We start from the raw sequence: 15313 nt of genomic DNA, 5'->3' as shown, positions 1-15313 counted from the left end.
GGCTCTTCGCAGTTGAGGGTGTAGTCGAGGGTCGGCGGCTGGTTCGTGGATAGACGTCGAGGTCTTCCAGGATGGAAGTTCTCACACTGCCCATCTGCCGGAAGACCTCGACTTGCACCACCCTACGTTCGCGACCCCTGACCTCACCACGTTCTGCCGTCTCGATGAGCTCGGCCTCGAAGCCATCGGCCAGTTGATCGAGCCCGACCGGGCGGTACTCGAGTGCCGCGTCGTTGACGATGACCCGTGGTGTCGGAAGTGCGGCGCCGAGGGCGTGCCGCGCGACACCGTGACGCGTCCGCTCGCGCACGAGCCGTTCGGGCACCGGCCCACGACGCTGCTGGTGCGGGTGCGCCGCTACCGGTGCGGCCACTGCCGCCGCACCTGGCGGCAGGACACGACGAACGCGGCGGCGCCGCGGGCGAAGATCTCCCGCGGCGGGGTCGGGTGGGCGCTGAAGGCGATCGTGGTCGACCACCTCACCGTCTCCCGCGCCGCGGCAGGCCTGGGTGTGTCGTGGCACACCGCGAACACCGCGATCCTCGCCGAGGGCAAGCGGCGGCTGATCGACGATCCGGCCAGGTTCGACGGCGTCACCACGATCGGCGTCGACGAGCACGTCTGGCGTCACACCCGGTTCGGTGACAAGTACGTGACCGTGATCATCGACCTCACGCCCGCCCGCAACAAGACAGGTCCCGCACGGCTGCTGGACATGGTCGAGGGTCGGTCGAAGGCGGTGTTCAAGCAGTGGCTCGCCGCCCGGCCCAAGGAGTGGTCGAAGCAGATCGAAGTGGTCGCGATGGATGGGTTCAGTGGGTTCAAGACCGCCGCGTCCGAGGAACTCCCCGACGCGGTCCCGGTGATGGATCCGTTCCATGTCGTCCGGCTCGCCGGTGACGCCCTGGACCGGACCCGGCAGAGGGTTCAGCAGGACACTCTCGGGCACCGCGGTCACGCCGGGGACCCGCTCTACGGGGTCCGCCGCACCCTCCACACCGGCGTGAGCTTCCTCACCGAGAAGCAGACCGCACGGCTGGACGCGGTGTTCGCGGTCGAGGAGCACGTCGAGGTCGAAGCGACCTGGGGCATCTACCAGCGCATCGTCGCCGCCTACCGCGAACCCGACAAGAAGAAGGCGAAGGAGATGATGCGGTCGGTGATCGATTCCGTCAGCAGCGGCGTCCCCGCGATGCTGGCCGAGATTCGCCGGCTCGGTCGGACGTTGAAGCAGCGCGCCGCGGACGTCCTCGCGTTCTTCGACCTGCCCGGCACGAGCAACGGTCCGACAGAGGCGATCAACGGCCGACTCGAGCACCTCCGCGGCTCCGCGCTCGGCTTCCGCAACCTCGCGAACTACACAGCCAGGAGCCTGCTCGAGGCCGGAGGTTTCAGACCCTCGCTACACCCTTGATTCCGAAGAGCCTCTTTGTGGAGGGCACGTGTGACGAAGTGGGCCGCCGGGCCAGCTGGGTGGCGGTGGATGCCACCGGCCCGCAAACGCTTAGCTTCTCCATGCGGTTCGGTACTTTTACGCTGCCTTCAGAGGTGGCCGAACGCCTGCCCAAAGCGCTTATTCACCGCAACGTCCCCGGCGAGCAGATCCACACTTTTTTTCAAGCCATGGACCGCTGCTGGCTCGAGTCAGCGCCGCTTGCATCTTTTGGGAACCGGCAGCGTTGGGTACGGATGTGCCAACAACTTCGCGCGGAGAGCTGGCCAATTTACGACGGCGTCTCCCGCTGGCGTCTTGGGGAACTCACCGTGGCTTGGGACGCCGTAGCGCCGGAAAACTTTAGTTTCTAGGGCCGATTACCAGGGGCTGTTACCAGGGGCCGTATGGGCCCATGTTGCCCGGGCGCCCCTTGCCGGTTTCCTTGACCTCGGGGCGCACGTCCGCAAGGTACACACAAGCTGCAGTAACCGCCGCCAGGCCAAAGAGACCCAAGGTCCCACCGCCGGTGACGATGGAGAGCACACCAACAAATGCGGCAGCGCCGGTGACAGCCATCCAAAACGTTTTAGTCCGTTTGTACGCTGCTGTGTAAGCGGCAGGTTTGTGGCGCAGGGCATCAACAAAAGCCCACAGTTCTAGGCCAAGTGCCACTACCCCCAGGACGAGGTATACGAATGATGTGGAGTAATAAACGATCGCTGCGCCAGTCACCATCTCAGCCTAAGCTACCAACGCACGCTAGGAGGTTAATGAAGCCAAAGAGTCGAGGCCTTGAGCTAGGTCTGCCCACAAGTCCTCGGCGTTCTCAATCCCCACACTGAACCGAATCAGGTTCTCCGGGACGCTTTCCGGCTCTGCCTTATGACGACGACGGCGCTCCACCAACGATTCCACCCCACCAAGGGACGTGGCTGGCAACCAGAGCTTGAGTGAACGAACTAGCGCGTCCGCAGCAGCCGCACCGCCGGTGAGGCTTTCTGCGGAGTCTTGGGCCGACGTCGTGCTTTCACTGCTGGTGCTGGTTGAATCGATGGCCCGGACTTGAATACACAGCACCGAGCCAAACCCGGACATTTGATTTTTGGCGCGCTCGTGACCGGGATCGGTGGGCAAACCCGGGAATCGGATGGCCTCAACTGCGGGGTGGTCTTTGAGCCGATCAGCCAAGAGCATTGCCGTGGCCTGAGAGCGCTCAATCCTCAAGGCCAGTGTGCGCAAACCGCGCAGCGCAAGCCATGCCTCAAAGGGGCCGGCGATGGCTCCGTGAATGGTTCGGTGGTGAAGGAGATCTGCCCGTACTTCCGGGTTACTCGTCACAAGTGCTCCCAACACCACGTCCGAGTGGCCAGCCAAATATTTGGTCACCGAGTGCAGCACAATGTCAGAACCCAAGGACAAAGGCTTTTGCACAAGAGGCGTGGAGAAAGTGTTATCCGTGACCACAATGGCACCAATTTTGTGGGCAGCAGCAGCCAGCGTAGGAATGTCCGCGATGCCCAACATGGGGTTAGTAGGGCTTTCAAGCCACAACATTGCGGCGTTAACACCGTCCGCCGTGAGTGCTTCCAAAACGGCATCCGTGTCAGCGATGTCCACGGTCCGCAAAGTCAGGAAGCCTTTCTCGGCAAGTTCGCTGGCCATCTGCAACGAGCCCGCATAACTGTGCGAGGGCATCACCAGCACACCCTGGGCCGGGATCAAGGAGAGAGCCGAGCTCACTGCAGCCAATCCTGAGGAGTACAAAAGCCCCGGTAATTCGGCGCCTTCAAGCTGAGCCAGCGCGTCCTCAAACGGCTCCCACGACGGGTTAGCGTAGCGGCCGTAACCACGGTCACCATCACCCAAAGAACCGGTTCCAAAATAGGTGGAGGACAACACGATGGGCGGATTAACCGGCTGATCGCGTTCTCGGGGCGGGCGTCCCGCAGCAACAACAACAGTGTCAGGAGAAAGCGCGCCATGGTCCGAGAGTGTCATAAGCCAACATTAAGGCTCCAGAAGTGCGGGCCGTTAACTGTTAAGAATTTTTCTGTCCCACCCTCCCGGTAGGCTGGAGCAGTGACCGAGCAGAAGCATGTACGCCCCAGCACCGTATCCGGGCCGCGCACAGGGCTGTTTATTGCCTTCGAAGGCGGCGACGGTGCCGGCAAGTCCACCCAGTCACGGCTCCTAGCCGAGGCACTGAGTGAGCGCGGAATGACGGTGGTTCAGACCCGTGAACCCGGCGGAACGGCCATCGGCGAAAAGCTCCGTTCCTTAGTACTCGAACACGGGCATGGCACCATCGATTCCCGCACCGAAGCACTGATGTACGCGGCCTCGCGAGCCGCTCACGCCGAACAACTCATCAAGCCGGCCCTGGACCGCGGCGAGGCAGTTATCACCGACCGCTACATTGACTCCTCCGTGGCCTACCAAGGTGTGGCACGCGGACTGGGAAGCGAAGAAATTCGCGGGCTCAACGAATGGGCAACCGATTCGCTCTGGCCTGATTTCACAGTGGTTTTGGACGTCTCCCCCGAACACGGCCGTGCACGCCGTACCGCCGGAGCTGCAGTGGAGGACCGGCTGGAATCCGAACCAGATACCTTTCATGCCATGGTCCGGCAAGCCTTTTTGGACGTTGCCGCGAAACGCCCCGAAATGTACCTGGTCATCGACGCTTCACTACCCATCGAGACCATTTCGGCCCAGATTCTTGAGCGCGTGGAAGGTGTTTTTGCAGACCGCCGAGCACAGCCTGCTGGTGAGCGGCAATGAGTGTCTGGGACGAGCTCGGAGGCCAGCCCGCCGTCGTCGAGCAGTTAAAACAGGCAGTCAACGGTGACCGGCTCTCACACGCTTGGCTGTTCACAGGACCGCCAGGTTCCGGGCGTTCCAACGCCGCCAAAGCATTCGCTGCCGCCCTCAATTGCGAACGCGAAGACGTTGCCGAACGCGGCTGCGGGCAGTGCCCTGCCTGCCTAACCATTCTGGGCGAAACGCACCCTGACGTGACTTTTGTGCGCACCGAAAAGGTCACCATCACCATTGATGAATCGCGTGAGCTGGTGGCCAAAGCAGGTAATCGCCCCGCAACGGGGCGCTGGCGGAGCATTGTGGTGGAAGACGCCGACCGAATGGCCGAGCGCACCACCAACGTGCTCCTCAAAGCCATCGAAGAGCCCACACCCCGCACCATCTGGATGCTCTGCGCGCCCTCGCCTGCCGATGTTTTGGTCACCATCCGTTCGCGTTGCAGGCCAGTGGGTTTGCGCCTGCCGCCAGCTGCCGACGTTGCGGCTTTGTTAATAAAGCGCGACGGCGTGGATCCAGCTTTGGCGCAGACCGTGGCACGTGCCGCGCAAAGCCATATTGGTATTGCCCGCCGTCTGGCTAAAGACCCTAACGCTCGCGAACGCCGGACCGCCACAGTAAGGCTTCCGCTCGCATTGCGTGGGATTACGGCAGCGGTTCTGATGGCAGAGGAGCTGACCAGCATTGCTACCGATGAGGCGCAAAGCTCCAATGACGAACGGGACGCTCAAGAAAAGATTGCTTTGCTGGCCTCACTGGGTGCTCCGGAAACAGGGACACTCCCACCGGCCATGCGAGCCCAACTTAAACAGCTTGAGGACGATCAAAAACGGCGCGCCAAAAGGTCCATCACCGACTCTCTGGACCGGACGCTCACTGATCTACTCTCGTTCTACCGAGATGTGCTGATGGTTCAGCTGGGGCACGGAGTGGAGTTAGTCAACGTTGAGCTCAGCGCCGAAATTGAAGAGTTCGCCAACAACTCCAGCCCAGAGAAAACACTGGCAAGAATGGACGCGATCAACACCACACGCCGTCGTATTGTCACAAGCAACGTGGCGCCGTTACTGGCTGTAGAGGCCATGGCAGCTAGCCTAATTTGAGTACTGAATCAGTCGGTGTGGAGACCGCCGACCAAATCTGCCCGCTTTCTGCGCGCCGTTCGAGGAGTTACGCATGAGAATTGCCCACCGTCTGCGTGCATCCGTTGCCGCACTCGCTTGCGTGGCACTACTTTCGGCTTGCACACCGTGGGGGCAACAGCCGGGATCGGCTGCACCGTCGGCAACTTCGCAAGCCAACGAAACGGCGATTGCTGGCTCTGCCCCGGAACTGAAAAAGTTCTACACACAGTCCGTGGCTTGGGAGCCGTGCAAGGAAAAAGACGAAGCTGGCATGAGTTGCGCCAAAATTATGGTGCCCTTGGACTATGCCAAACCAGACGGTGCCACAATTGACATCCAAGCCATCAAAATCCCGGCCACCGGCAAAAAAATCGGTTCCTTGCTGACCAACCCCGGCGGCCCAGGCGGCTCCGGAATTGAGTTTGTTCGCGACGCCGGAATGACCAACTTCAGCGCAAAGGTGCGCGCGTCCTACGACATCGTGGGCTTTGACCCGCGCGGTGTGCGCTCTTCCGCTCCGGTGACGTGCCTGACGGATAAAGAACGTGACGAATACCGTGCCATCGACTACAAGTTGGACACCGATGCTGGCCTAGCCAAGTCCCAGGCGGACAACAAAAAGATCATCGCCGAGTGCCAGAAAAAGACCGGCGAGATCCTGGGCCATGTGGACACCGTAAGCGCCGCTAAGGATCTCGATGTTCTGCGCGCAACGTCTAACGACGCCAAGCTCAACTACGTGGGCTACTCCTACGGAACGTTCCTAGGTTCCACTTACGCCCAGCTCTTCCCGGACAAGGTGGGCCGGGTAGTACTGGATGGTGCGCTGGACCCGGCTTTGAGCAACGAAGAGCTGACTCTGGGGCAGGCCAAGGCATTCGAAGCCGCGTTGAAGACGTACGTCACCAGTTGCCTCCAAGGCAGCGATTGCCCCCTCAGCGGTACGCCGGATGAAGGTATGCAACAGATCCGGGATCTGATCGCTAGCTTTGTGGCCAGCCCGCAGAAAAACACCGACGGTCGTGTTGTTACAGCCAGCAGTTTTGTGAGCGGCCTGATTCTTCCGCTCTACAACGACGCCAACTGGCCCATGCTCACGAGCGCCCTGTCCTTAGCGATCAGCGGAGATCCCAGTGCCATGATGTACCTTGCAGACTTGGGTGCGGACCGCTCCGCTGATGGCAGCTACACCTCCAACAGCACCTTCGCTTTCAACGCAATCAACTGCTTGGACTACCCGATGGTCAGCGATGTGGCCACCATGCGCCAAGACGCTGAAGTCCTCAAGCAGGCCTCACCGACCTTCGGGGAATTCTTTGCCTACGGCGGATCCAACTGCGTGGGTTGGCCGTACAAGCCGCTGCGCACCCCCGCCCCGGCTAGCTACACAGGTGAGAACACCGTCGTCGTGATTGGAACTACCGGGGACCCGGCCACGCCATACGCTTGGGCTGGCGCGCTGCGCAAAGAAATGGGCAACGCGAGTCTGCTGACGTGGAAAGGCGAAGGTCACACCGCCTACGGCCGTTCCAATGAGTGTGTGCGCAATGCGGTGGACGGTTACCTAGTGGACGGTAAAACGCCCAAGGACGGCACAACTTGCTAGCGTTTTAGCGGCCTTGTAGGACCGCCGGCAGTTCCTTAATGGAAGGAACGACGACGCCAGCACCTGCTGCTCGCAGGGCCGCCTCAGTGTGGGCGCCGGTGAGCACTCCGGTCACCACACCGGCTCCGGCGCGTAACCCTGCCAGCATGTCCGAGGTGGTATCGCCAACTACAAGAACCTCGCGGACGTCGTCGAGGTCTAGGGCTAGCACTGCTGTGAGGATCATGTCCGGGTACGGGCGGCCGCGGCCAGCGTCTGCCGGGCACAGGCTCAAATCCGCCATTCCCATCCAGCCCAAAGACTCAAGAATCGTGTTTTGGGTGTGCCGGCCGAATCCCGTGGCCAGGCAGATCTGCAGTCCTGCCTCACGGAGCCATGCGATGGTATCCGCTGCACCGTCAATAGCGCGGACTCCCCCGTCTTTGACCAGCTCGTCGTAAACGGTTTCAAAGGTCCTGTTGGCCGCAGCTGCTTGACCCGGATTGTGCTCAAAGAGGTGCTCAAAGACGGTGATTTTGGAGATGCCCATGGTGTCGCGCGCGTAGCCGAGCATGGAGTCATATTGCGCACTGCCTGCGCCGATTCCCTGTTCCTGGAGGGCCCGGGCCATGGCTTGCTCAGTGATGCCGTCATCCGTGATGGTGGTGCCGGACATGTCCAAAATGGCGAGGCGAAGGTTCCGCACCGGTGTGATGAAAGGGGTCTGCTGGCCTGTTGTACTGTTGTCCACGCTCATGGTGTTGCTCTCCCAAGGTCAAGCGATCCCGCGGCAGCGCCATTGTTGCCACGAATATCGCAGTTAAGTTCTGGCTCGGCGCACTTTGGCCGCCCATCTGAACACCAGAGTGACGGATCTGCAAAACCAACTCCTAAACCCTGACCGACCGCAAGATGAACAGCCGTATCCTGGCTCATCAAACTTTTTTGGAATTCTGTAGGTTTTCGCGTCATAAAGTGCCGTGCCGTGTCTCTGCATAGCTGGGCTGGAACCGTCATATGGGGGCGGCTCCAGCCCTTGGTTTATCCTCGGCTGGGGCTGCGTTTTGACCGTAACGCCGGGCCTCCACTACAGTTGATTCTTGCGTGATTCATCCGCTCGCCCGGATGAACCTCGTGTTGCTTCCTTAGCTCAGTCGGTAGAGCGTTTCACTCGTAATGAAAAGGTCATCAGTTCGATTCTGATAGGAAGCTCGAAAAGCCCCGCGAATCCACGGATTTTGCGGGGCTACTTTTTTGCCTGGAGACTTCCGCTACAAAATAGGACATCCGCACCCAAAATCCCGGGTGCGGATGTCCTATTTTGTAGCGCTTATGTGGCGAGTTGCCTACTGGAAGTCAGAGACTGCCGGGTCGGCCCCGATGCGGCCTTCGGCACCCTTGTCCAGTGCGGTGATTGCTTCGATGTCCTCGGCGTCAAGGGTGACGTTCAAAGCAGCGAAGTTCTCCTGAATGCGGGATTCGGTCACGGACTTGGGGATCACCACGTTGCCGATAGCCAAGTGCCAAGCAATAACTACCTGAGCGGCAGTGGCGTTGTGCTTCTCAGCGATGTTGGTGACAACATCGTTGCTCAGCAGCTCACCGCCCTGACCCAGCGGGGACCAAGCCTGAGTCAGGATGCCCTTAGAAGCGTTGAATTCACGCAGTTCGCTCTGGTTGAAGAACGGGTGCAGTTCGATCTGGTGGATGGCCGGAACAACGCCGGTAGCGTCGATGATTTCCTGCAGGCCTTCCTTGGTGAAGTTGGAAACACCAATGGACTTGACCCGGCCCTGCTTCTGCAGCTCGATGAGTGCTTTCCAGGTGTCAACGTACTTGTTCTGCTTCGGCTGCATCCAGTGGATGAGGTACAGGTCAAGAGTTTCCAGACCCAGTCGCTCCATGGAAGCCTCAAAGGCCGCCAGTGTGGACTCGTAGCCCTGGTCAGCGTTCCACAACTTGGTGGTGATGAAGATGTCCTTGTGGTCCAACCCGGAGGACGCAATGGCGCGGCCTACGCCTGCCTCGTTGCCGTAAATCTTGGCGGTGTCGATGTGCCGGAAGCCAGCCTTGAAAGCCTGACCCACAACCTTTTCAGCGACATCGTCTTCTACCTGCCATACGCCGTAGCCGAGCTGCGGGATGGTGTTGCCGTCATTGAATGTCAGATTCGGTGAAGAAGTCATGGTTCCATCCTGCCAAAGCAACACAGCAAATTACAGGCAAAAGCAGCTGCATCCGCTATATGCGTAACCTCAAAAATTTGCCTCAAAGCAGGAATAAAACGCTCTTAGTCTCGCGAGTAGCTGCTAGCTAGTTCGGCCAGCTGTTCGGTCACTGCGCCGCAGCCCTCAAAGAATCCGAGTTCCAGGTGATTGTCCCGGTCAGCCTTGTCCTTATGAAGCGCTCTAGCCGTGTAAAGCGTGCCGTCCGGGTGGTCTTCAAACGTAAAAACACCTGTGATAAACGGGGTAGTGACACGCCTCGGGAGCCGGAACCCACCACGTGGCAAACTCGCTAGGATCAGACCACGCACGCCACACCTTGGCACGTGCGGCAGAAATGACGGTTCGGACGCCAAGATCCAGCCCCTCGTTGATTCGTTCGATGCCCATGGTGACTCCTCACGTTAAAACTCAACCAAAAACTACAGCTGGGCCTGCTCGCTTAGCTGCCGTTCGGCGTCGTGCACGTGGGCGGAAACAGCCTCCGCACGGCGCCGGACTGACACCGCCGTGTCTGACACCGGCCCTTTACCGGGCCCCACAGCGAGCCGAAGCATCGCCGCTGCTTGGGCGGTTGTGGCCAAATCATTGCCCGCGTTGGACAGCGCCCGGTGCACGGCTGCCAGCTGAATCGGCACCTCTAGCTCTTCACTGGGATGCTGCTTTTGGGCCGCGGCGCACACTGCCCGGACCCGTGGCAATAGCTGCGAGAGATCGTTCGCGATCAACACCAACTCGTTGTAGAGAGCATCGTCCTCAACGCCCTCAAGGACTTGGTGATACCTGTCCAAACCACGCTGAAAACGATCGTGAGCGCGCCGCCACAAACCTTTGCCTAGCTCTTTATCGTCCCGCTTGCCCTGCCGTGCCACAGAAAAAATCCCCATCAGTTCGGCCTACAAGTACTGGCCTGGGCCGTGGTCAGGATCACGACGGCGGCCCGCGGCTGGGTCTTGAGGCGCACCGGCGTCCGTGGCACCGGTTGGGCTTGGTGCACGTTGCGGTTCACCGTTCTCACCAATGATCACCCCGGGCGCAATCACCGTACCGGGCGGCAATTGGCGCAATTGAATCTGTGCGGCGGTCTGCTCCCGGACGGCATGCTGGGCAGCGATGGCCGTCTGAATGCCGTGGAACAGTCCCTCAAGCCAACCCACCAATTGGGCCTGAGCGATCCGCAGCTCAGCATCGGAGGGCGCAGCATTTTCCGGGAACGGCAAACGAAGCCGTTCAAGTTCTTCGACGAGTTCCGGTGCCAACCCGTCTTCCAGCTCCCGGATGGATCGTGTGTGGATCTCAGCTAGGCGAATACGGGCAGCATCATCTAGCGGGGAGCTCTTCACTTCCTCAAGCAGCTGACGAATCATGGTCCCTATGCGCATCACCTTGGCAGGCTCATCCACCAAATCGCTCAGGTTCAATGCTTTGGACTTAGCCTCCGGAACAGTGGTTCCCTCCACCGGGACGTCCTCCCCTTGGCGTGGTGCGGTGCGGTTCTCCTCAGTCATAGCCCCATACTCTCACGAGCCACAGCTGAGGAGCCCCGCACCTACATCAGCAGCAGCGGCCCTCTGGGTTTGCCTCTTGCCGTGCCGTTTTGTCCCGCCAGAATTCACGTTCCGTCAACGGCTCGCCGCTGCACTGGGCCTCTTGATGGAACTCGAGGTACCGCTGGTAAGCGTCAGCCCCCATCACGCCACCAAGATAGGCACTGAACTTCTTGAACCCTCCACGCAAAGCTCCAAGCGTGACGGGTGAGGCGGCCACTTTCATTAGTGGTGCCCGGCCTTGTGCAAACGTTTCTCCGCTGGCAACGCGGCCCACTGAGCCAGGATTTCCTTCTCCGCCGCAGTGCTGGACAGCCCTGCCGGGGCAAATACCTTGGACGCCACAGCCGGGTCCTCATTATTTGCGTTGGCAATTCCCGCCCGCGAATTTTTGAAGGCCTGGATGGTGGCAATAATCGCCGCAATGATCACAATGATGGAAAGCGTCACAAAGATCACCGAGAGCCATCCCTGGATCATGGTGTTGCGAACAACAGCCTCCATGGCCGGCACATTCTTGGCCGTCCCAAAGGACGTCTTCCCATCAGCGAGCGCCTTGGCAAACGCCGAGTTGTTAGCGAAGTAGCCCACCGCGGGTACGGGCGAGAAGATCTTGTACATACTCGCCGAGATGGTTACCACTGCAGCGAAGGCAAGCGGCAGGGCCACGATCCACAAGTATTTGAAGGTGCCGCGCTTAGCCACAATGGCCATACACACAGCCAAGGCGATTGCGGCGAGCAGCTGGTTAGCGATACCAAACAGCGGGAACAGAGTGTTGATGCCACCGAGCGGATCGGTAACACCCATCAACAGCACAGCCCCCCAGAGCGCAACCATAATTGCGGTGCACAGCCACGCCCCCGGACGCCATGAGGCTTCCTTGAACTTGGGAACAAAGTTGCCAATAGAGTCCTGCAGCATAAAGCGGGCCACACGCGTTCCGGCGTCAACGGCGGTGAGAATAAAGAGCGCCTCAAACATAATGGCGAAGTGGTACCAGAACGCCATCATGGCTGTACCACCAATAAATTGCTGCATGATGTGGGCCAACCCAACAGCCAGAGTTGGTGCACCACCAGATCGGGAAATAATGCTCTCCTCGCCCACATTCTTAGCCGTTTCAGCCAAAACGTCAGGGGTGATGTTGACCCCGGCTAGGCCTAGGGAGTTCACCCAGGCGGCTGCTGATTCAACGGTCCCGCCGGTCAGAGCCAATGGAGCGTTCATGGCGAAGTAGATGCCACGGTCAATGGAGATTGCAGCTACCAACGCCATAATCGCCACAAAGGATTCCATTAGCATTCCGCCGTAACCGATGTAGCGGCTTTGACGTTCCTTCTCGATGAGTTTGGGGGTGGTTCCGGATGAGATCAGCGCGTGGAATCCGGAGAGCGCACCACACGCGATGGTGACAAATAAGAAGGGGAACAAGGATCCGGAGAACACCGGCCCGTTGTCTCGGCTGGCGAACTCGCTAAATGCCGGGACAGTGATTTCCGGGCGGACCACAATAATGGCCAGCGCGAGCATCACAATCACACCGATTTTCATAAATGTAGAGAGGTAGTCGCGCGGTGCCAGCAGCAACCACACTGGCAACACTGCAGCGATGAAACCGTAGATGATCAAGCCCCATGCGATGGTGACCTTGTCCAGGTGGAAGAACGCTGCACCCCATTCGGTACCGGCCACAGCGCCGCCGCCAATGATGGCAGCCATCAACAGAACAAAACCGATGATGGAAACTTCCATCACCTTGCCCGGGCGGATAAAGCGCAAGTAGATGCCCATAAACAGTGCGATGGGGATGGTCATTCCTACCGAGAACACACCCCACGGGCTTTCACCCAAGGCGTTAACAACAACTAGAGCCAAGATGGCCACAATGATGACCATAATCAGCAAGGTGGCAACCAGTGCTGCAGTTCCACCGATCACGCCAAGTTCTTCGCGAGCCATCTGGCCCAGCGAACGTCCACCGCGGCGCATGGAGAAAAACATCACGAGGTAGTCCTGGACGGCACCGGCCAAAACTACACCAACAATGATCCATACAGTGCCCGGTAGGTAACCCATTTGGGCGGCAATGATGGGGCCAACCAAGGGACCGGCGCCGGCAATGGCGGCGAAGTGGTGACCGAACAACACGTTGCGATCGGTGCGAACGTAGTCCTTACCGTCAGCTTTGTACTCGGCTGGTGTGGCGCGACTGTCATTAGGTTTGAGCAGGTGCTTTTCAATGAACTTTGAATAGAAGCGATAGCCAATCAGGTATGTACACACCGAGGCGAAAACAAACCAAATGGCATTGACGGTCTCCCCACGAACCAGGGCAATCATCACCCACGCGAGCCCACCGAGCAGCGCGATGGCCACCCACAAAGCGATCTTGCCGGGCGTCCATGCCCGGTCTTCGCGGTCCAACCGTTCCGGGTCAACTGCTACCGGCGGCAAGTTGGGGTCACTCACCAAAGTGTCGCCGTTAGTGGTTTTTTCGTCGTTCGCCGGTTTGGCCCCGATCTTCTCGGGGTTCACCCGTTTTTGACCGTCAGGTACTCTGCCCATGTCTCCTCCTTGAGTTGGCCGCAGCCTCTAGTGCCGCCGTCGTACAGTGTACGTGTGATGACTACTGAGTGCGGTGATGTTGCCACAGCGGTTCGGTTTACGTTTCGCTCCTGCACAGCACCATAGTCCAGCGGGAGGAACTTTGGCACGACGACGGCACCTAGCTAGCGCCGTTGCGCCCTCACCAAAGGTCCGGCTCACGGAGGCGAGTTCCAAGACCTGCTGACGTGCTACGGAAGTCACTAGAACTACTCGGCCGGTCGTGTGACCGGGGCAGCGGTCACCGTGGTGCGCGGAGCTTGATTAAGGTCTGGGTCATTGATGCTGGCAGCACGGCTCGCAGCAAGTTGCGCCAAGCGTGCCTCGCACAGGTCCAGCCAACGGACTTCTGCCTCAGTCTGAAAAATCAGGGAATCCAGCACCAACAACCAGGCAGTGTCAGAACTGCGTTGGTTAGCTGCAGTGTCCCGGCGAGCCTTGGTGTAATCCTGAAGTGAGCGCATGGAGGCCACACGCTGGGCGGAAATGATTGCCGGCACATCAACGCCGGGCAGTGTTACAGCAAGCGCCAGCTTGATGGCCAGCTCATTGCGCGGCGGGTTGCTCCGCTCCACGGGGGCGGCAAACCAGCCTTGAACTTCCGCAGTCCCGGCCGGGGTGATGCTGTAGATGACGTGGCCTTCGCCGTCGTCCCCGTCTTTAAGAACCAAACCGTCGCGCTCAAGGCGATCCAAGGTGGTGTAAACCTGCCCAATGTTCAACGGCCATGTTGATCCTGTGCGCTCCTCAAACTCAACCCGCAGATCATACCCGTAGCGGCGTTGATCTTGCAGGAGTGCGAGCAGGCTGTGGCGGATGGACATAAGTTCCTTTTGCTGGGCTAGCGATTCCGCGGCAAACATCCGCCCCCCAAAGACGGATGCATACTGCGTATAGATCGAGCGTAGTGGCAGCGAGGACGTCAATCAATCACAACGCGATTCGCCGCCGGCCAAATTCGCTAGCCGACTAGAGCAGTAGAAGTACCTTGCCCACATGATCGCCTGAATCGAAATACCGGTGCGCGGCTCGAACCTGGTCCAGCGCGAAGGTTTTGGCAACCAGCGGTTTCACAGTGCCATCGGCAACCAGCGGCCAGACGGCGTCACGCACGGCATCCATAATCACACCCTTTTCTGCCACGGCGCGTGGGCGCAAACTGGTGCCAATGACGGCCAGACGCTTGGCCAGTAGCTTGCCAAGATCCAGCTCAGCGCGGCGCCCACCTTGGAGCCCAATGACCACTAGACGGCCGTAAGTCTCCAACGCGTCAATGTTCTTATCCAAGTACTTGGCACCTACGACGTCGAGGATTACGTCTGCGCCTTTGCCACCGTTTTGGGCGCGGAGACTGTCAACAAAGTCCTCGCGTGTGTAATCGATGGCAATATCGGCGTTCAGGTACGCCTTGGCGGTACTGACTTTTTCTTGACTACCTGCCGTCGTGGCCACCACCGCACCAAAAGCCTTGGCCATTTGAATGGCCATCGTGCCAATCCCGCCGGTGGCACCGTGAATCAACACGGTCTCACCAGCCTGCAGCTGGGCCGTCATATACAAGTTTGAATAGACCGTGGCGGCGACTTCCGGCAAGGACGCAGCGGTGACCAGGTCAACGCCCTCAGGAATGCGCAAAACTTGCTCGGCCGGGACGGCGACCTGCTGGGCATAGCCACCGCCTGCGAGCAGCGCAACAACCTTGTCCCCCTTGGAGAACGGCTTAGCAACGCCCGGGCCAAAACCGGAGATCCGGCCGGAGACTTCTAGACCCAAAATTTCTGAGGCACCTGGCGGCGGCGGGTAGTGGCCTTCGCGCTGTTGAACGTCTGCACGGTTCAACCCAGCAGCTACGACGTCGATCAGCACCTCACCTGGACCCGGAACCGGAGCTGGAACGTCACGCACCTCAAGGACCTCAGGCCCACCCGGTTCCGTTACAAAAACAGCCTTCATCATTCACTCCAGCATTGGGG

15 protein-coding genes, 1 tRNA gene and 1 pseudogene are annotated in these 15313 nt (G+C 59.7%); 6 read left to right on the top strand and 11 right to left on the bottom strand.

What is annotated here, in order from left to right; all coding sequences use genetic code 11:
• The first annotated feature begins 112 nt into the window (after window positions 1-112).
• Complete coding sequence (locus ACQQCD_RS06220; RefSeq protein ID WP_364275828.1) at window positions 113-1414, top strand: ISL3 family transposase; 1302 nt, start codon at window positions 113-115, stop codon at window positions 1412-1414.
• Window positions 1411-1806 (top strand): annotated as a pseudogene (locus ACQQCD_RS06215) (class I SAM-dependent methyltransferase); the annotation flags it as partial. The gene ACQQCD_RS06220 and the pseudogene ACQQCD_RS06215, both read left to right, overlap by 4 nt.
• 19 nt (window positions 1807-1825) lie before the next feature.
• Here the strand turns inward: ACQQCD_RS06215 and ACQQCD_RS06210 are convergent.
• Both ACQQCD_RS06210 and ACQQCD_RS06205 read right to left on the bottom strand, forming a co-directional pair.
• Window positions 1826-2167, bottom strand: a complete 342-nt coding sequence (locus ACQQCD_RS06210) for a DUF2516 family protein (protein ID WP_430267535.1) — start codon at window positions 2165-2167, stop codon at window positions 1826-1828.
• A 27-nt stretch (window positions 2168-2194) separates the two neighbouring features.
• A complete protein-coding gene (locus tag ACQQCD_RS06205; protein ID WP_430267534.1) occupies window positions 2195-3433 on the bottom strand; it encodes a trans-sulfuration enzyme family protein in 1239 nt (412 codons plus the stop codon).
• 81 nt (window positions 3434-3514) lie between these two features.
• Between ACQQCD_RS06205 and tmk the strand changes: the two genes are divergently transcribed.
• The 3 genes from tmk to ACQQCD_RS06190 all read left to right on the top strand — a co-directional run bounded on the left by tmk (window position 3515) and on the right by ACQQCD_RS06190 (window position 6982).
• Entirely contained in the window at window positions 3515-4216 is a 702-nt protein-coding gene (tmk, locus tag ACQQCD_RS06200) for a dTMP kinase (protein WP_430267533.1), read from the top strand.
• The gene (locus ACQQCD_RS06195) at window positions 4213-5355 is read left to right on the top strand and encodes a DNA polymerase III subunit delta' (RefSeq protein ID WP_430267532.1); all 1143 of its coding nucleotides are present in this window, start codon (window positions 4213-4215) and stop codon (window positions 5353-5355) included. Before tmk ends, ACQQCD_RS06195 begins: the two co-directional genes overlap by 4 nt.
• 73 nt (window positions 5356-5428) lie before the next feature.
• A complete protein-coding gene (locus ACQQCD_RS06190) occupies window positions 5429-6982 on the top strand; it encodes an alpha/beta fold hydrolase (RefSeq protein ID WP_430267531.1) in 1554 nt (517 codons plus the stop codon).
• Between the two features lie 4 nt (window positions 6983-6986).
• Here the strand turns inward: ACQQCD_RS06190 and ACQQCD_RS06185 are convergent, their stop codons facing one another.
• Complete coding sequence (locus ACQQCD_RS06185; protein WP_430267530.1) at window positions 6987-7718, bottom strand: HAD-IA family hydrolase; 732 nt, start codon at window positions 7716-7718, stop codon at window positions 6987-6989.
• A 382-nt stretch (window positions 7719-8100) separates the two neighbouring features.
• On the opposite strand from ACQQCD_RS06185, the gene ACQQCD_RS06180 reads away from it, so the two are divergent.
• A tRNA-Thr gene (locus ACQQCD_RS06180) sits at window positions 8101-8173 on the top strand.
• Between the two features lie 134 nt (window positions 8174-8307).
• Here ACQQCD_RS06180 and ACQQCD_RS06175 read toward each other — a convergent pair.
• The 8 genes from ACQQCD_RS06175 to ACQQCD_RS06140 all read right to left on the bottom strand — a co-directional run bounded on the left by ACQQCD_RS06175 (window position 8308) and on the right by ACQQCD_RS06140 (window position 15293).
• Entirely contained in the window at window positions 8308-9147 is an 840-nt protein-coding gene (locus ACQQCD_RS06175; RefSeq protein ID WP_430267529.1) for an aldo/keto reductase, read from the bottom strand.
• A gap of 104 nt (window positions 9148-9251) precedes the next feature.
• Entirely contained in the window at window positions 9252-9497 is a 246-nt protein-coding gene (locus ACQQCD_RS06170) for a hypothetical protein (protein WP_430267528.1), read from the bottom strand.
• Between the two features lie 111 nt (window positions 9498-9608).
• Window positions 9609-10073 carry a hypothetical protein gene (locus tag ACQQCD_RS06165; protein WP_430267527.1) on the bottom strand — a complete coding sequence of 155 codons (465 nt, stop codon included), beginning with the start codon at window positions 10071-10073 and terminating at the stop codon, window positions 9609-9611.
• Window positions 10074-10082: 9 nt separating this feature from the next.
• Window positions 10083-10694 (bottom strand): bacterial proteasome activator family protein, encoded by a 612-nt coding sequence (locus tag ACQQCD_RS06160; protein ID WP_430267526.1) that lies wholly within the window; start codon window positions 10692-10694, stop codon window positions 10083-10085.
• Between the two features lie 46 nt (window positions 10695-10740).
• Window positions 10741-10959: a YbdD/YjiX family protein gene (locus tag ACQQCD_RS06155; RefSeq protein WP_430267525.1), complete on the bottom strand. Its 219-nt coding sequence runs from the start codon at window positions 10957-10959 to the stop codon at window positions 10741-10743.
• The gene (locus tag ACQQCD_RS06150; protein WP_430267524.1) at window positions 10959-13301 is read right to left on the bottom strand and encodes a carbon starvation CstA family protein; all 2343 of its coding nucleotides are present in this window, start codon (window positions 13299-13301) and stop codon (window positions 10959-10961) included. Before ACQQCD_RS06150 ends, ACQQCD_RS06155 begins: the two co-directional genes overlap by 1 nt.
• A gap of 248 nt (window positions 13302-13549) precedes the next feature.
• The gene (locus tag ACQQCD_RS06145) at window positions 13550-14164 is read right to left on the bottom strand and encodes a PadR family transcriptional regulator (RefSeq protein ID WP_430267523.1); all 615 of its coding nucleotides are present in this window, start codon (window positions 14162-14164) and stop codon (window positions 13550-13552) included.
• Window positions 14165-14309: 145 nt separating this feature from the next.
• Window positions 14310-15293, bottom strand: a complete 984-nt coding sequence (locus tag ACQQCD_RS06140; RefSeq protein ID WP_430267522.1) for an NAD(P)H-quinone oxidoreductase — start codon at window positions 15291-15293, stop codon at window positions 14310-14312.
• Between the last annotated feature and the right edge of the window lie 20 nt (window positions 15294-15313).

This window comes from Pseudarthrobacter sp. J1763, assembly GCF_050490295.1.
Lineage (GTDB): Bacteria > Actinomycetota > Actinomycetes > Actinomycetales > Micrococcaceae > JBNPEO01.
The sequence above is the reverse complement of the archived record's forward strand: the minus strand, read 5'-3'. Positions and strand labels throughout refer to the sequence as shown.

Bases quoted from the DNA above. Each gene is read 5' to 3' on its own strand.
- ACQQCD_RS06175 (WP_430267529.1), bottom strand. From the start codon at position 9,147: ATGACTTCTTCACCGAATCTGACATTCAATGACGGCAACACCATCCCG.
- ACQQCD_RS06165 (WP_430267527.1), bottom strand. From the start codon at position 10,073: ATGGGGATTTTTTCTGTGGCACGGCAGGGCAAGCGGGACGATAAAGAG.
- ACQQCD_RS06190 (WP_430267531.1), top strand. From the start codon at position 5,429: ATGAGAATTGCCCACCGTCTGCGTGCATCCGTTGCCGCACTCGCTTGC.
- ACQQCD_RS06150 (WP_430267524.1), bottom strand. From the start codon at position 13,301: ATGGGCAGAGTACCTGACGGTCAAAAACGGGTGAACCCCGAGAAGATC.
- ACQQCD_RS06160 (WP_430267526.1), bottom strand. From the start codon at position 10,694: ATGACTGAGGAGAACCGCACCGCACCACGCCAAGGGGAGGACGTCCCG.
- ACQQCD_RS06140 (WP_430267522.1), bottom strand. From the start codon at position 15,293: ATGAAGGCTGTTTTTGTAACGGAACCGGGTGGGCCTGAGGTCCTTGAG.
- ACQQCD_RS06205 (WP_430267534.1), bottom strand. From the start codon at position 3,433: ATGACACTCTCGGACCATGGCGCGCTTTCTCCTGACACTGTTGTTGTT.
- ACQQCD_RS06155 (WP_430267525.1), bottom strand. From the start codon at position 10,959: ATGAAAGTGGCCGCCTCACCCGTCACGCTTGGAGCTTTGCGTGGAGGG.
- ACQQCD_RS06185 (WP_430267530.1), bottom strand. From the start codon at position 7,718: ATGAGCGTGGACAACAGTACAACAGGCCAGCAGACCCCTTTCATCACA.
- ACQQCD_RS06145 (WP_430267523.1), bottom strand. From the start codon at position 14,164: ATGTCCATCCGCCACAGCCTGCTCGCACTCCTGCAAGATCAACGCCGC.
- ACQQCD_RS06195 (WP_430267532.1), top strand. From the start codon at position 4,213: ATGAGTGTCTGGGACGAGCTCGGAGGCCAGCCCGCCGTCGTCGAGCAG.